12 protein-coding genes are annotated in these 14,942 nt (G+C 43.2%); 8 read left to right on the plus strand and 4 right to left on the minus strand.

Annotated elements, in window-relative coordinates:
* Positions 1 to 13: 13 nt before the first annotated feature.
* Entirely contained in the window at positions 14 to 805 is a 792-nt protein-coding gene (locus R8P61_35445; GenBank protein MDW3652426.1) for a class I SAM-dependent methyltransferase, read from the plus strand.
* 101 nt (positions 806 to 906) lie between these two features.
* A complete protein-coding gene (locus R8P61_35450; protein MDW3652427.1) occupies positions 907 to 1,374 on the plus strand; it encodes a hypothetical protein in 468 nt (155 codons plus the stop codon).
* Positions 1,375 to 1,450: 76 nt separating this feature from the next.
* Here the strand turns inward: R8P61_35450 and R8P61_35455 are convergent, their stop codons facing one another.
* The 4 genes from R8P61_35455 to R8P61_35470 all read right to left on the minus strand — a co-directional run bounded on the left by R8P61_35455 (position 1,451) and on the right by R8P61_35470 (position 8,059).
* On the minus strand, positions 1,451 to 4,621 hold the full coding sequence (locus R8P61_35455; protein ID MDW3652428.1) for a glycoside hydrolase family 2 TIM barrel-domain containing protein: 3,171 nt from the start codon (positions 4,619 to 4,621) through the stop codon (positions 1,451 to 1,453).
* A gap of 167 nt (positions 4,622 to 4,788) precedes the next feature.
* Positions 4,789 to 5,838 carry an SO2930 family diheme c-type cytochrome gene (locus tag R8P61_35460; GenBank protein MDW3652429.1) on the minus strand — a complete coding sequence of 350 codons (1,050 nt, stop codon included), beginning with the start codon at positions 5,836 to 5,838 and terminating at the stop codon, positions 4,789 to 4,791.
* Positions 5,839 to 5,840: 2 nt separating this feature from the next.
* Entirely contained in the window at positions 5,841 to 7,103 is a 1,263-nt protein-coding gene (locus tag R8P61_35465) for a parallel beta-helix domain-containing protein (protein MDW3652430.1), read from the minus strand.
* A gap of 101 nt (positions 7,104 to 7,204) precedes the next feature.
* Positions 7,205 to 8,059 (minus strand): LytTR family DNA-binding domain-containing protein, encoded by an 855-nt coding sequence (locus R8P61_35470; GenBank protein ID MDW3652431.1) that lies wholly within the window; start codon positions 8,057 to 8,059, stop codon positions 7,205 to 7,207.
* Between the two features lie 86 nt (positions 8,060 to 8,145).
* Between R8P61_35470 and R8P61_35475 the strand changes: the two genes are divergently transcribed.
* The 6 genes from R8P61_35475 (at position 8,146) to R8P61_35500 (ending at position 14,914) form a co-directional block, all read left to right on the plus strand.
* The gene (locus R8P61_35475; GenBank protein ID MDW3652432.1) at positions 8,146 to 8,928 is read left to right on the plus strand and encodes a class II aldolase/adducin family protein; all 783 of its coding nucleotides are present in this window, start codon (positions 8,146 to 8,148) and stop codon (positions 8,926 to 8,928) included.
* Between the two features lie 10 nt (positions 8,929 to 8,938).
* The gene (locus R8P61_35480; GenBank protein MDW3652433.1) at positions 8,939 to 10,051 is read left to right on the plus strand and encodes an Ldh family oxidoreductase; all 1,113 of its coding nucleotides are present in this window, start codon (positions 8,939 to 8,941) and stop codon (positions 10,049 to 10,051) included.
* A gap of 66 nt (positions 10,052 to 10,117) precedes the next feature.
* Positions 10,118 to 10,585 carry a TRAP transporter small permease gene (locus R8P61_35485; GenBank protein ID MDW3652434.1) on the plus strand — a complete coding sequence of 156 codons (468 nt, stop codon included), beginning with the start codon at positions 10,118 to 10,120 and terminating at the stop codon, positions 10,583 to 10,585.
* A gap of 11 nt (positions 10,586 to 10,596) precedes the next feature.
* A complete protein-coding gene (locus tag R8P61_35490; GenBank protein ID MDW3652435.1) occupies positions 10,597 to 11,883 on the plus strand; it encodes a TRAP transporter large permease subunit in 1,287 nt (428 codons plus the stop codon).
* 10 nt (positions 11,884 to 11,893) lie between these two features.
* Positions 11,894 to 14,086 (plus strand): alpha-galactosidase, encoded by a 2,193-nt coding sequence (locus R8P61_35495; protein MDW3652436.1) that lies wholly within the window; start codon positions 11,894 to 11,896, stop codon positions 14,084 to 14,086.
* Positions 14,087 to 14,170: 84 nt separating this feature from the next.
* Entirely contained in the window at positions 14,171 to 14,914 is a 744-nt protein-coding gene (locus R8P61_35500; protein MDW3652437.1) for a hypothetical protein, read from the plus strand.
* Positions 14,915 to 14,942 lie beyond the last annotated feature (28 nt).

The following is a 14,942-nucleotide window of genomic DNA, read 5'->3' on the forward strand; positions in this document are numbered from 1 at the left end:
ACACTAGCAAAACATGAGTCAAAATCCTACACCTGTAATGGCAAAAGAATCCCAAGCTCCCGTAATGAATAGAGAAAATCCCGATCCCGGGAAAGGGGTTCGATATTTAGGACTTAAAGATCAGGCTCCGGATTGTGAGATTTTTATTAATCAGCCTATTTATGATCTCAAGGTGCTTTGCAAAAACAAGAAGGTAGTAGATATCGGTTGTGGATATGGCAGAAATCGAAAAATTGTTGAAGCTGTCGGAGGGGAATGGGTAGGCGTTGAACCTTTTGAAGGAGGAGCACACACAGTTGTAGCGGATGCCGAAAATTTGCCCTTCGAAGACAATACCTTCGATGTGGCCATTATGGATGCAGTTCTGGAACATATCCCGGATGTAGGGAAAGCCTATGCTGAGGTTGCAAGGGTGCTAAAACCCGGAGGTCTATTTGTTGGCTATGTCGCATTTATGGAGTGTTTTCATGAAATCTCCTATTCCCATCTTTCATTCAAGGCCCTGGAACATTATTCCAGCATCAACAATATGAGTCTGGAGAAAGTGGCGGGAGGAAGTCGTTTTGGAATAGATTACCACCTCATGGTCCTCTTTTATCCCCTTCCATTTAAATACCTGAGAGGTCTGGTTGCAGCTTCGATCAGAGGGATGTTTAGGTTAAAATCCTGGATCGGATATCTCGGGCTTCGGGCTAAAAGACGATTGAATCATGCAGAGGCCCGTGAATTATCTAGCCTGTATTATAAGCTAGAGTGCCTCCGGCAATCAAACGGATTTACCTATGTTGTGAGAAAAAATAGCTGATTAGTTCCCACCAAAAAATCCAGTAGAAGTTACATTTTAGTTGGGCATGGATACCAAGTGATGAAAAGATTGAAATTCTATCATCTTTAAATCACTCATTCATGAACAAACTAACACAAATCTCAATCGCAAGCCTGCTGGGCTTTATGTTGATTCTAGGATTGTCTGGCTTTAGCCCTGAAGCAAAAGCCCTGGCAACGGTAAAAAAAACGGCTAATGGTTTTAGCTATACCGACATCAACAGATCACTCATTAATAAACAAGTAAAAACAGGTCTTAGGGTTGTGGGAATCGATTTCCACAACATCGATGGCAACTTTTATCTTGTTCGTAAGGTAACAGGAAAAGGAAAAAAGGGCACGCTTTACTCTGAAGTGAAAAGAGTAAAAAACAAGCTCTATCCAATCGTAAAACCCAAACTTTATTTTGCATGCTGGCAAGTCGCAGAATGTCCGTGCGAGCGGCCCTCACAGTATGCTTCCTGCAAATGCGGAGGAAGTAGTAGTGATGCCTGCACCAGTGAACTGGGACCCAAATTATGGGAAGCCGAGTACATTTATATTGATTAAAAAATTAATTCTTAATTGAATAAGGTGGGCCGGGTGCTGAAGAGTGCCCGGTTTTTTTTATGCAGTAAAGAGATTTCTACTCTTTATCAACTATCGGACTGATCCTGAAACTGTAAAAATACTCTTTGGGGCTGATTGTGTATTCCTGATGAACGGGTGCCCCCCAGCTATTGTCCCCTCCTACTCCCATTTGCTTGAGGTCTACGTTCCAGATGATGTGATCTTTGGGAGAAAGTTCAGCCCCATGTTTAGAGGTAAGCGGAACCAGACCTGAAGCGGATGCGCTTCCTTTGGCCCCCGCCAGAAAATCCAGATCTTCCTGGTCTAGTTGCCATGCACTCATAGAGAGAAATTCTGAAACCGCTTCGATTTTTAGTCCTGTTCCACTTCTATCTTTCAAACTCATCCAACGGACATCGGTTTTATTTGCAGTTTCCTGAGGCCTTGAATAGCGGTGTATCTGATCCCAAACGAGCCCTTTCCAAATCCCGACTTCTGCAGAAGTCTTTCTATCCCAATAAGACTCATGCGGTCCTCTACCATACCACTCCATATATTCAAAACGCTCATCCATTTGCAATTGAAGACCCAAACGGGGGATCAATGGGAGCTCTTTTTCTTTGGGACTGAATCGGTATTCTACAACCATCTGTCCATTGGGATATATTTTATAGAGAATTTTTATCGGGAGTTTGTCTAGGGTTTTTGATTCCAGACCGACTTCCAATTGGATATTTTCGCCTACTTCCTCAATTCTCAACAGACTGGACTTTAGCTGTGAAGCCGCCTCCCGCCAGAAGGCTGCCCATTCATGCATACCATTTCCGAGGTCATTATCAGTAGGAGGTCTCCAGAAGTTGACCTTGAGGGGAGCCTTTATCAATTGCTGGTCTTTATAACTATAGGATAAGAGGTCTCCGGTTTTTTTCCTGAACCTCAATTTGAGGTCTTTACCTGTGATCTGAATTTCATCACCCTGTTGGTTGAATTTTAGCTTTTCAACAGAGGAGCCTCTATGATTTTGAGAAAGGAGTTTTTTCTTTTGCAGGACAAACTGATCCCAGGCGACGATATGATCTGCAGGAATGAGTTCACTGGAACTTTCGGTCTTTGCATATAAACTCAGCAGATACTCGGAGCCTTCTTTCATCTCCAAATCTTTGATGGGTACCCGGAAGCTTCTTTTTTCACCTGGGCCGGCCAGAAGTTTGCCTATATTTCCCTTACGTATCACTTTGCCTTCTTCTCTGAGCTTCCAGGAAAATACCCAGTCCTCATTTCCTTTAAAGAAATATTTGTTGTGGACCTGAAAGATTCCTTTTTCCAAAATCAGGGGAGCAAACTTAAGCGGCGCATAAACCTTCTTGACTTCTTCCAGATGTGGATGCGCTTCTCGATAGGGATTTACAAGCCCATTATTGAGAAAATTTCCGTCTGTGGGTAAATCTGGGTGGTAGTCATGTCCATATGCCAGGTATTTGAGGCCTTGCTCATTTTCGTATTCCAGAGATTGATCGACCCAATCCCAGATAAAGCCTCCTTGAAGGACCGGATATTCTTCTATGATGTTCCAGTAATCTTGCAGATTGCCTACACTATTTCCCATCGCATGACAATACTCAATCATGATGAGCGGACGATCCGGATTACTCTTGGCATAGTCCATCAGTTTGTTGAAGCGAGGATACATGGGACAGAAAATATCCGTATAGGATTCTTTTTCAGCAGGTTCGTATTGTACGGGTCGAGAAGGATCTCGTTCCTTGAGCCATTGATACATGACCTCAAAGATTTTTCCATGACCAGCTTCATTACCCAGAGACCAAATGATGATAGAAGCATGATTTTTATCTCGCTCAAACATGGCCTGGGTACGAGCCATATGTGCAGGAAGCCAGCTCATCTCATTTCCTATTTGAGTTTCTTCAGAATTTGCTAAGGGATGACTCTCTATATTGGCTTCATCCACCACATACAAACCATATTGATCACAGAGTTTGTACCATTCCGGGTGATTAGGATAATGACTGGTCCTGACTGCATTGATATTGTTTTGCTTCATCAAGCGGATATCCTTGAGCATCAACTCCCGATCAATCACATGCCCCCGATGCGGATCGGTCTCATGGCGATCAACGCCCCGGATATAAATAGCTTTGCCATTTACCAATAATTGACCTCCTTTAATTTCCACTTTCCGCAAACCTTGCTTCAACTGAATGAATTCAGCTTTTTGTTTATCCAGAGCATTCAATTTTATCCGGAGTTTATACAGATTGGGAGTTTCTGCAGACCAAAGTTGGATATCGGATAGTCGAAAGCTGAGTTTTTGCTTTTTCTTTTGATTGGGAGAAAGATTGAATGAAAGCATTTTCGATGCTAATTCTTCTCCATTAGGAGCGCTAAGGCAGACTTCCAGTTTTTGATCCCTTTGGTATTGATCGCTGGTATTATGCAGTTCAAAATCAATACTCAGATCCCCATGTTGGAAGTTCTCGTCCAAATCCGTTTTTACAAAATAATCCTGGATATATACTTTGGGCCGAGAATAGAGATAAACTTCTCGCTCAACTCCGGAAAGCCTTAGCATATCCTGGCTTTCTATGTAGCTGGCATCTGACCAACGAAAAACCTGAAATGCAATGAGATTCTTGCCTTCCTTCAGATAGGGATTAAGATGAAATTCTGCGGGTGTCTTTGACCCTTGAGAATAGCCAACCTCCTGTCCATTGACCCAAACATAGAGGGCAGATTTTACAGCGCCAAAATGAAGGAAAACTTCCTGATCTTTCCAGTTCTCGGGCAATTCAATTTCATGTCTGTATGAACCTACCGGATTGTAATCTGCAGGAACTTTGGGCCATTGGGTATTGAAGGGATATTTTTCGTCTAAATATATAGGATGATCTAATCCATGAACCTCCCAATTGGCCGGGACGGGAAATCTGTCCCAGTCTTTGTCATCAAAATCTGTTTTATAAAAGTCTTTAGGTCGATCTTCAGGATTTCTAACCCAATTAAATTTCCAATAGGTATTGAGGGATAAATATCGCTGGGATTTCTCCATACGATCTTCTGTAGCCAGGCTCTCATTTTCAAAAGCAAAAAAGCTGCTCCTGGGACTAAGCTTGTTTACTTCAAAGACCTCATGGTTTTGATGAAGATTCTTGGCCGGATCGATTTGCTGGGAAAGTAACAGCAAAGGTCCAGAGATGAGGGAGCAAATAAGTATAAGTGTGCGCAGCATAGAAAGCCCGGTGAATCCAGTTTGTTGCTGGAGCCTTTTTAGATTTGTGTTCAAATTTCCTGAGCCGAATGGGGGGAAATTGAGCGTAATACTCAACTAATATCGAAATTATTTAAGGAATAGTGAGGAAAAAAGTACTTATGCGCCAAGTGTCATTATTAACGGGTTTACCTGAGACTATTGATCCAGTCTTGCATGAGGGCCACTCCTTCCTCATGAATTAGATTGCGACCGATCTCTGGCATGGCTATTCCCGTCTCTACAGAATTCATCCGATAAACGAGAATAGAGGAATCTGCTTTCCCGGGAGTAATGTTGTACATAAGGTTGCCTGAACCTTGTGCTGCGGAGACCGGTCCCTTATTGATTCCCAGTCTATGAGCATCTTCTTCTTCGTATTCGAGAAATAAAGCGGTATTGCTGGCAGGACCATGTTGAGAGTGGCAATGTGCGCAATTTACATCCAGATAAGCTCTCGCTCTTTCACCTAAAGAATAGTTATCATCTTCCCAGTTTGGGAGTTTAGGTCTATTTTCCAGGCTAAAGGAAGCCGGGAGCCAGGCCATTTGCTGAAATTTCTGCAATTGATTCATGCTCCCCTCAGAGTAGGCAATCTCTTTGTTGAGATTTCGAAGTTTAGGGCCGATGTACTTTACATTACCATTATACTTATGGCAACTTTTACAATCATTGTTGTCGGGAATTACATAGGATACTTTGCGAGCTTGTCCTTTTGTATCGGTCCACGCGATTTCTTTTTTTGCCCCTAAAATATTTCTGTAGGCTTCCTTTTGTTCAGCGTCCCATTCATAATTGGCCACTTCCCAAAGATCTCCGGTTTTATGCAGCACCCGACTTTCAATCAATTGGCGACCCTGAGTTTTATCCTGCTCATCTTTCCAGTAGTAGAAGTTTTTGATAAGGTAGGTGCCTTCCGGATAGATCAATTCTTCTCCCTGGATCCGAATCTCTTTGCCGGAGGCTACCTTAACAAATCTCTCCTTATGCGCATAATCAGTAAACAATGGGGTATTGAGTTCGTAGGGCAGGACCCCTTCGGCAGGTTTCAAATCTGCTAATTCCCCTACAAAAAATTTATGCTCAGATAATTTCTCAAAGAAGGGGTTCTGATCTTCCTGAGCAATTTCATGTTTTCCGCAGCTTATCAAAAGCAGGCAGAATATGTTGCACCAAATAGTTACTGATCTTAATCTCATGTTTAGGCTTCTGTTTTTCCGTCACAGTTAAAAGGTGCTGGGTCAAAGCTCAGATTTTGAGATTGATTGCCCATATCCATATTGAGGAAACCAATACCTTCAGCTTCCTGAATACATATATTATTGGGGTTGTCTCCCTCGGTCAGACTAATTCCATCATAGAGGATATGTGGAAGAGATGCAGCCTCATACATACCTGATTTTTTTAGTTCTCCGTGGAGTCCCACCAGGATAGAAGCTAATTCATGCTCCTTCACCGCTTCAGGAAATACATCCTGCTTGCTGATTTGATTGCCGTGGAAATAAATATTGCGGGGAATAGGATCGAAATCAGGCGCGTTCTTCATAATGTTGGGATCAACAGAGATATAACTCAGGATACCCACAGACATGGTATTGTTGTCCTCAAGTTTGTTGTTGTAAACTTCAACATCGGAGGTTCTCAATACCATGATGCCCGTTCCCGGAGGAAGATTACCTACCCCCGTCGCACTATTGGCAGCCGGAGCAAAATTGCGGTAGTTGTTGGAAAAAACGTGGTTGTCATAAACCTTGATATTCTTTCCATGGTATTTCAGGCCCGGGTGATCAAATACCAGCAGACCTCCCGTATTATTGTTCGCTACATTTCCGTAAACATCAGCATCCTGGGTATTTTCAATTTCTATCCCCGCTACACAATACTCTACTTTAGAATTGCGAACAATCGCTCCCAGCGTTTGTCCCACATAAATACCTGCATCAGAAGCTCCTCTGGCATAGCAACCATCGATGAGAACCTCTTTACACAAAACCGGATAAATGCCATATCCTCCATTTGTGATCTCAGGCTCTCCCGCCCAAACGGTATGTACATTGATAAAGCGTACTTTCTCGCTGTCTTTTACTTTCAACAAATCTCCTGCGGATTCTTTCAATTGAAGATCTGCTATCTGAAAATCATAGACATCATCGACCCGCATTCCTTCTCCCCCACTCTCTTGTCCTGAGAAATCAATAATGGTTTGTTCCGGGCCGGCACCTTTGATAGAAATATTGTTGAGCTTGCCTTGAATGGAAAGCTTTTCAAAAGAATAGGTGCCTGCTTTGAGGGTGATTTCGGTATCGTCCTTTAAGGAAATCAAAGCTGTCCGGATCGCATCTTCTTCTCCGGGACCGAAGCTTAGTTGATGGGCAAATTTAGCATCTGCTTTTTGTGCTGTGCTGCTACATGCTGCGAGAAAAAAGAAAGCAGCAATAACGCTGAGTAGTGAAGTTCTATTCATGGGAATGGTGATTTTTTCTCTAAAGTAAGCGCATAGAAAGACATAATCCATTAAAAGGGATGAATCTGCCTATACTGGGATAAAGAAGCACGAAAAAACCCTCAATTATTCAACTCCTTGAGTCTTTCGTCAAAATTTTCCATATAAGTAGGCGAAACCGGAATGGGATATTCCTCTGCTTTTTCCAGGAAAACCTGATAGGATTTGGGGTTTCTCGTCACACTGACTGCATTGAGAATGTTTAGCATATAAGACCGGTGTACCCGGATCAGGGTGGGAGGTTTCAACTCTTGTTCGAGCTTCTTTAAACTGTTACGGATCAGACGTTTTTTCAGCTGTCCATTATATAGGTAGAAAATGGCTACATAATTGGATTCTGATTTTAGAAAGAGGAGATGATCCAGCTTGATCGAGAGAACTTCTCTTTCATTTTCCGCCTGAAAGTGAACCTGATTAATGCCCGTTTCCTTGTCTGGACTTGAAATTTTCTCTTTTTCTTCTGAGGGGATTTCTATGCTTTTCGAAGAAAAATAGAGTAAGCTGATGAAATATGGAATCAGGAGAACCAGGGAGGTGTATTTAAAGGTCAGACTAAATTCATACATCATCTCTCCAAAATCTTCGCGTGCATCTCCAAAGAGATTGTGATTTAGAATACTCAAAAGAATCAACTCCCCAGCAAACCAAAGCGAAAAACCTCCAATATTGAAGCTGTGTATCTTGAAAAGTTTTCTCAGAACAATTTGAGTGAATCCCAGGAATAGGAAACCTGTCAGAGAAAAAAGGAGGATTGGGAATCTGCTTTTATAATTTTTCAGGATGGTCCAGCTATCGAGATCAAAGGGCTCAAAGATATTGAGGAAGATAGCAGCAAATACAGAACAGAAAAGCGCCAACAGGATCCTGTGAGGCATAGGATCGAGGTAGGCAAAGGGACGCTTGAGAAAATTCTGCATAGGGGATTAAGATAAAATAAAATTCCGAATGGCTTCGAATTTTGCTAATATGAAACTCAAAGATAGGACACTTAAACTACTCATACATGGCAATAAAAAATCCTCCCCATCTGGTAGGCATGATGCCCAAAACCGGATCACTTGAAGAAGAAAGGCAACACCGTAAACAACAATTGGCTGGAGCTTTGCGAGTATTTGGAAAATTTGGCTTTTCAGAGGGTGTTGCGGGACACATTACCGCGCGTGATCCTGAATTAAGCGATCATTTCTGGGTAAATCCTTTTGGGATCTCTTTCAACCGCATGAAGGTTTCCGATCTGATATTGGTGAATGAAGAAGGGAAAATAGTCGAAGGGAAACACCAGATGTTGAATCAGGCAGCCTTTGCGATCCATTCTCGCATACATCATGCCCGGCCAGATGTTATAGCTGCAGCGCATTCTCATTCCATTTATGGCAAGACATTTTCTGCTTTGGGTCGTTTGTTGGATCCTCTGACGCAGGATTCTTGTGCCTTTTTCGAAGATCATGGCCTGTATGATGATTATCAGGGAGTAGTTTTGGATCTCGGTGAGGGAGATGCAATTGCCGAGGCCCTTCAAGATAAGAAAGCGGCTATCCTGAAAAATCATGGATTGCTTACAGTCGGGAATACGGTCGAAGAGGCTGCCTGGTGGTTTATCTGTATGGAACGATGCTGCCAATCTCAATTGATGGCGGAAGCTACTGGTACAGAAATCTTCCCGATTTCTGCAGAAGTTGCCAGAAACACCCGAGACAATGAATTGGGATTTCCAATTGCAGGTTGGTTCAACTATCAACCCATTTGGCAGGACATTGTACATGCTCATCCCGATCTCCTGGAATAGATCCTTACCTATGTCTGAAACTACTACACAAGCCCAATACTCCTTTGATGCAGAGGTTTTGCAGGATTTTATGGCTCAGGTTTTTGAGTCTTTTCGTATGCCGGAGGCAGATGCGCTATTGGCAGCCGAAGTTTTGATGTACAGTGATCTCCGGGGAATTGATTCTCATGGAATTGCTCGCCTAAAAACCTATTGCCACTATTTATCGGAAGGCTCTATCAATCCCAGACCCAATATGCGGGTGATAAATGACCGAACCAGTGTCGCCCGTATAGATGGCGACAATGGGATGGGACTTGTTATTGCTCCCCGCAGTTTTGAGATCGCGATGGATAAAGCTCAGGCACATGGAAGTGGTTGGGTATCTATCCAGAATTCCAATCATTATGGCGCCGCTGGCTATTATGCAGAACAGGGACTCGAACAAGACCTGATCGGTATCTCCATGACCAATACTTCCAAAGTAGTAGCTCCATTATATGGTGCCGAGAGGATGTTGGGTACCAATCCTATCGCTATCGGATTTCCAGCGAATGAAGAAGCTGCCATTGTTATCGATTTTGCGACTAGCACAGTAAGTTTTGGTAAAGTTGAAATCCAACTGCGAAAGCAGGAATCCCTGCCCGAAGGTTGGGCGATCCGACCAGATGGAAAATCCGCTTTGAATCCCATGGATTTTATGGAAGGAGCTGCTTTGTCTCCTTTGGGTTCTGATAAAACCCGCGGAGGCCATAAGGGATATGGATTGGCGGCTATGGTGGATTTGTTATGTGGAGTATTGAGTGGGGCCAATTGGGGACCCTTTGTCCCTACTTTCGCAGTCGGCATCCCCAATGTAAAAGAGCAAGTAGGGAAAGGAATCGGTCATTTTATGGGTGCCTGGGACATTGGCAGTTTTACCGATCCTGATGAATTTAAATCGAAGGTAGATGATTGGATACGGGTCATGCGAGCCACGCATCTCCTTCCTGATCAGGAAAAGGTATTGATCCATGGAGATCCGGAACGGGAAGCTCTTGCAAAAAGAAAAAAGGGAGGGATACCTCTGCTTGAAGCAGTGGTAAATGATCTGAAAGAAGTAAGTGAAGAGAGGGGAATCAAACTGCCACTTCCTTTGGATTAAGAAAATTGCTTCCATGCATCAAAATCCCCTGAATTTTCTTTAGATTAAGTATATATCTGAATTGAAATGAGAACTACTATTACTAAGTACCTGAGTGTACTGCTGATCTTCCTGATGGCCTTAATGACCCTGGATGTCCTCTGGGGAGTATTTACCCGCTTTGTATTTTCCGATCAGGCAAGCTGGACCGAAGAACTGGCCAGGTTTTTACTGATATGGATAGGCATTTTGGGAGCGGCTTATGCCAGCACCAAAAAGATGCATCCAGCCATTGAACTGCTGAAACCCAAACTAAATTTGAATCGACAAATGGGATTAAGTATCCTGGTGAGTAGCCTGATTATTCTTTTTGCGGTTTTGGTAATGGTACTAGGCGGAGGAAGGCTCATCTATATATCCTATACCCTGGGACAAGCTTCTCCAGCCATGGGAATCCCCATGTATTTTGTTTATGCAGTCATTCCCCTCAGCGGTCTCTTGATTGTTTATTTCAAATTCGCAGATATCCTCAGTCTTAATCAGCCTCAAGCCTAAACACAAAGAAAATGGAAATCCTCATTCTTGTTCTCACTTTCCTGATTCTCCTGGCCCTGGGAGTTCCTATTGCATGGAGTATTGGCCTGAGTAGTGTATTCACTATGTTGGTAAGTATTCCCGCTATGCCAGCCTTTACCACAGTAGCCCAACGTATGGGAGGAGGCCTGGATAGTTTTTCACTGCTTGCGATTCCCTTATTTATCCTTGCTGGCCAGATTATGAATCGAGGTGGAATAGCCCGAAGGCTTATCGATTTTGCCAAATCGTTGGTAGGAGCTCTACCGGGTGGCCTGGCACATGTAAATATTATGGCGGCCATGTTATTTGGAGCTATTGCAGGTTCTGCGGTTGCAGCGGCATCAGCTATCGGAGGCTTCATGGGAAAAGCGATGGAAAAAGAAGGCTATGACCGGGATTATGCAGCAGCCGTAAATATCACATCTGCGACCACCGGTTTGGTGATTCCTCCCAGCAATGTCCTCATTGTTTATTCCCTGGCCAGTGGCGGAGTAAGTATTGCCGCTTTATTTGTTGCTGGATATTTGCCCGGCATTTTGACTGGCTTTATGATCATGCTGGTAGCAGGTGTAATGGCCAAACGAAAAGGCTTTCCGGCAGGAAAAAGAAGCTCACTGAGAGAAGTAGCTACGACCTTTCTGAATGCCTCATTGAGTCTATTACTATTGATCATCGTTATAGGCGGTATCATCGCAGGTATATTTACTGCAACTGAAGCCTCGGCTGTAGCCGTCTTGTACTGTCTTGCCCTTACCTTTTATTATCGAGAAATCTCCCTCAAGGATTTACCGGACATATTCCTGAGTTCTGCTGGTACCACTGCGATTGTGATGTTGCTCATTGCGACTTCTATCAGTATGTCCTGGATTATGGCTTACGAAAATATCCCTCAGGATATCACCGAGCTTTTGCTTTCCATAAGCGACAACAAAATAGTCATCCTGATTATTATCAATATGATCCTGCTATTTGTCGGGGTCTTTATGGATATCACGCCTGCTGTACTCATTTTTACTCCGATATTTCTGCCCGTAGTAACTGAATTGGGCATGGACCCCACGCATTTCGGGATTGTTATGGTCCTCAATCTCTGTGTAGGTCTTTGTACCCCTCCGGTCGGATCTGTTTTATTCGTGGGTGTAGGAGTAGCCGAAACCACCATTCAAAGGGTGATTCGACCTATTATGCCGATGTTTATCGCCATGCTTATTTCCTTGCTGGCAGTAACTTTTATTCCGGGCCTAAGTCTTTGGTTGCCCGCATTATTCGGCCTTTAAGCTATACTAAATGAAAAACTTGCTCTGCCTGATCTTTTTATTATCGTTTGCTCAGGTTTTTGCTCAAAATAAAGCCATCAGGGATTTACCTATACTTTCAGGTGCTTATGAAGAAGGCCTGGATGAGGATTGGTTGGTAAAAAAAGTAGAGTTGGAGGCAGGCCTCTTCAGGAATGAACAAGGAGATCGTCTGATCATTTCCAATGGCTTACTTTCCCGTAGCTTTTACCTGGGACCAAATCTAGCAACCGTATCACTGGATTTGCTATCAAGCGATCAGAATCTTCTCAGAGGGATAAAAGCAGAGGCGGAGATTAGCATAAATGGAAAACAATATGAAGTCGGTGGCTTAAAAGGACAGAAAAATTACGCCTACCTGGATGAAGCCTGGCTTCCTGAATTGGAGGCAAATCCAGAAGCCCTGGAATTTATAGGATTTAGCCAAAGAAAAGCAGAAGCTCCCTTCGAATGGAAAAGAGTCCGGCATCATGATACAAAGCTAAACTGGCCCCCTAAAGGTGTTCAGGTCCAAATGAACTATTCACTCCCCGATGCATCTGGAGAAGCGTGGAGTCTTTCGGTTTTTTATGAATTATATGATGGGATTCCGTTGATGGCCAAATGGATTCAACTGAGAAATGAATCCTCACAAAGTATTCGCCTCGATTCTTTTAGTTCCGAAATTCTGGCGGCTGTAGAATATGCTTCAACAGTAGAAACCCGCGAATATGACATTCCCCCACCCAATATTCATGTAGAAACCGATTATGCCTTTGCCAGTATGGAGGCCCGAGATGCAAACCATCATGTGGTACATTGGGAAGAAGATCCGGACTATAGTTCGCAGGTCAGTTACTTAAGACGAACTCCTTGTCTGCTTCGGATGAAACCGGAAATTGGGCCGGATTTGGAAATACAGGCAGGAGAATCCTTTACTTCTTTTCGCACCTTTATCCTTCCTTTTGATAGCTATGATCGGGAAAGAAATGGTTTGGCACAAAGAAGGATGTATCGGACACTGGCTCCCTGGTCCACCGAGAATCCCCTCATGATGCATGCTCGTTTTGCAGATTGGGAAAGGGTAAAGCTGGCGATAGATCAGGCTGCAGAAGCCGGTTTTGAAATGGTAATCCTGACTTTTGGAAGTGGATTTAATATAGAAGATGACAGTGAGGAATATGTGGAGAAAATGAAAGCCTATGCTGACTATGCAAAAAGTAAAGGGGTAGAGATTGGGGGATATTCTTTGCTTGCTTCACGCAGAATTTCGCCAGAGATAGATGTCGTGATGAAGGAAGGAGAAACAGCTACTTTCGGGAATTCTCCCTGTATCGGCAGTGAATGGGGAGAAAGCTATTTCAAAAAACTATACAACTTTTACGCAAAAAGCGGCTTTAGCTTGCTGGAGCATGATGGGAGTTATCCGGGAGATTATTGTATGTCGGAAGATCATCCCGGCCATCAGGGCTATGGAGATTCTCGCTGGAAACAATATGAAGTAATCGCTGATTTCTACCAGTGGTGTCGCGCAAATGGGATTTATCTCAATATCCCTGATTATTATTATCTCGCTGGTGGCAATAAATGCGCTATGGGGTATCGGGAAGTAAATTGGAGCCTTCCTCGAGCCCAGCAATTGATTCATACCCGACAGAATATATTTGATGGAACCTGGACAAAAGGCGTGAGCATGGGTTGGATGTTTGTCCCACTAACAGAATATCACGGAGGAGGAGCTGCTGCAACCATAGAACCGCTAAATGAACATATCGAGCACTATAAGACCATCATACTTTCCAATTTATCTGCAGGCGTTCAGGCTTGTTATCGAGGGCCTCGACTATTTGACACAGAAGAGACCAAAAATATGGTGGTGGAGAGTGTGAATTGGTATAAGAAACATCGAGAAATTCTGGAAGGAGATTTAATTCACCTTCGCAGAGCGGATGGCAGGGATTTGGATTATTGGTTGATGGTAAAGCCGGGAGCTGAAGAAGCCGCTGCACTGGTAGTATTTAATCCGACCCAAAAACGAATCTCCAAAAAGATAGAAGTCCCTCTTTACTATTCTGGCCTCCGAGATTTCTGTAAAATATATGAGGAGGAAAAACTGTTGGGAGGCTTTGAAATGGATGGCAGAAGTCGCCTGAAACTATCCGTAGAATTGGACGCTCAATCCCAACAGGTCTTTTTCTTCAAATAACTATCCTCTTTTCAAATCTCTTCCTCAAGCTCAAACCGTAACATCTTTCAGGCTGAATCGTCTTTCGAGGAAAGACGAAACCCTATGACTATATCCAAAACTACTGTCCATTTCCTGATCGCTACCAACCTCCTTTCAAGCCTTATTATTATAGGATTTACTTTCTATACTTTCTCCAATAAAGGGCATGATCCACTCATAGAGGCAGAAAGAATAAACATTGTAAATGAGGATGGAACGGTAGTCATGGCTATTTCAAATAAACAGCGAATAGCTGCTCCCAGAGTTGGTGGGAAAGCCTATCCTGTGGAGATGATAGAAAGACAGCATTTCGCCGGAATAATATTTTTCAATGAAGAAGGAGATGAAATAGGAGGATTGATTTATAATAGCAAAGAGCTGGAAGATGGAAGAAAGTTTGGAGCCGGACATTTATCCTTTGACAGGCATCGCGATAATCAGGTCATTAACCTGGAGCATAAAGAAAATATTCATGGTCTGGTGAAATCTGGCCTGAGCATTTATGACAGAGAAGGGGATGGAAGTTTTAAGCGAAACCTGGATTTGATGCATGAATACAGATACGAGGATCTTTCGGAAGCGCGAAAAAAAGAGATCGTTTCAGAGATTCGGGAGATGAGAAAGGCCGGAAAACTGGGTTCCGAAAGATTGTTTTTAGGGAGTAAAAATGAAATCCCTCAATTGAGTTTGAAAGACAAGGAGGGCCAGGAACGGATAAAGCTGTTTGTAGACTCTCTGGATGTGGCCCGCATTCTGTTTTTTGACGAGCAGGGAGAAATAATCAGCGAATTTCCTCAGACAGATTGAACAGATTAGGGAAGAGTTTATTAAAGCA

The organism is Bacteroidia bacterium (genome assembly GCA_033391075.1).
Classification (GTDB): Bacteria; Bacteroidota; Bacteroidia; order J057; family J057; genus JAWPMV01.

Excerpts from the sequence above, each read along its gene's own strand:
- R8P61_35475 (MDW3652432.1), top strand. The coding sequence starts at position 8,146 with ATGGCAATAAAAAATCCTCCCCATCTGGTAGGCATGATGCCCAAAACC.
- R8P61_35465 (MDW3652430.1), bottom strand. The coding sequence starts at position 7,103 with ATGAATAGAACTTCACTACTCAGCGTTATTGCTGCTTTCTTTTTTCTC.
- R8P61_35480 (MDW3652433.1), top strand. The coding sequence starts at position 8,939 with ATGTCTGAAACTACTACACAAGCCCAATACTCCTTTGATGCAGAGGTT.
- R8P61_35470 (MDW3652431.1), bottom strand. The coding sequence starts at position 8,059 with ATGCAGAATTTTCTCAAGCGTCCCTTTGCCTACCTCGATCCTATGCCT.
- R8P61_35450 (MDW3652427.1), top strand. The coding sequence starts at position 907 with ATGAACAAACTAACACAAATCTCAATCGCAAGCCTGCTGGGCTTTATG.
- R8P61_35490 (MDW3652435.1), top strand. The coding sequence starts at position 10,597 with ATGGAAATCCTCATTCTTGTTCTCACTTTCCTGATTCTCCTGGCCCTG.
- R8P61_35495 (MDW3652436.1), top strand. The coding sequence starts at position 11,894 with ATGAAAAACTTGCTCTGCCTGATCTTTTTATTATCGTTTGCTCAGGTT.
- R8P61_35485 (MDW3652434.1), top strand. The coding sequence starts at position 10,118 with ATGAGAACTACTATTACTAAGTACCTGAGTGTACTGCTGATCTTCCTG.
- R8P61_35500 (MDW3652437.1), top strand. The coding sequence starts at position 14,171 with ATGACTATATCCAAAACTACTGTCCATTTCCTGATCGCTACCAACCTC.
- R8P61_35460 (MDW3652429.1), bottom strand. The coding sequence starts at position 5,838 with ATGAGATTAAGATCAGTAACTATTTGGTGCAACATATTCTGCCTGCTT.
- R8P61_35455 (MDW3652428.1), bottom strand. The coding sequence starts at position 4,621 with ATGCTGCGCACACTTATACTTATTTGCTCCCTCATCTCTGGACCTTTG.
- R8P61_35445 (MDW3652426.1), top strand. The coding sequence starts at position 14 with ATGAGTCAAAATCCTACACCTGTAATGGCAAAAGAATCCCAAGCTCCC.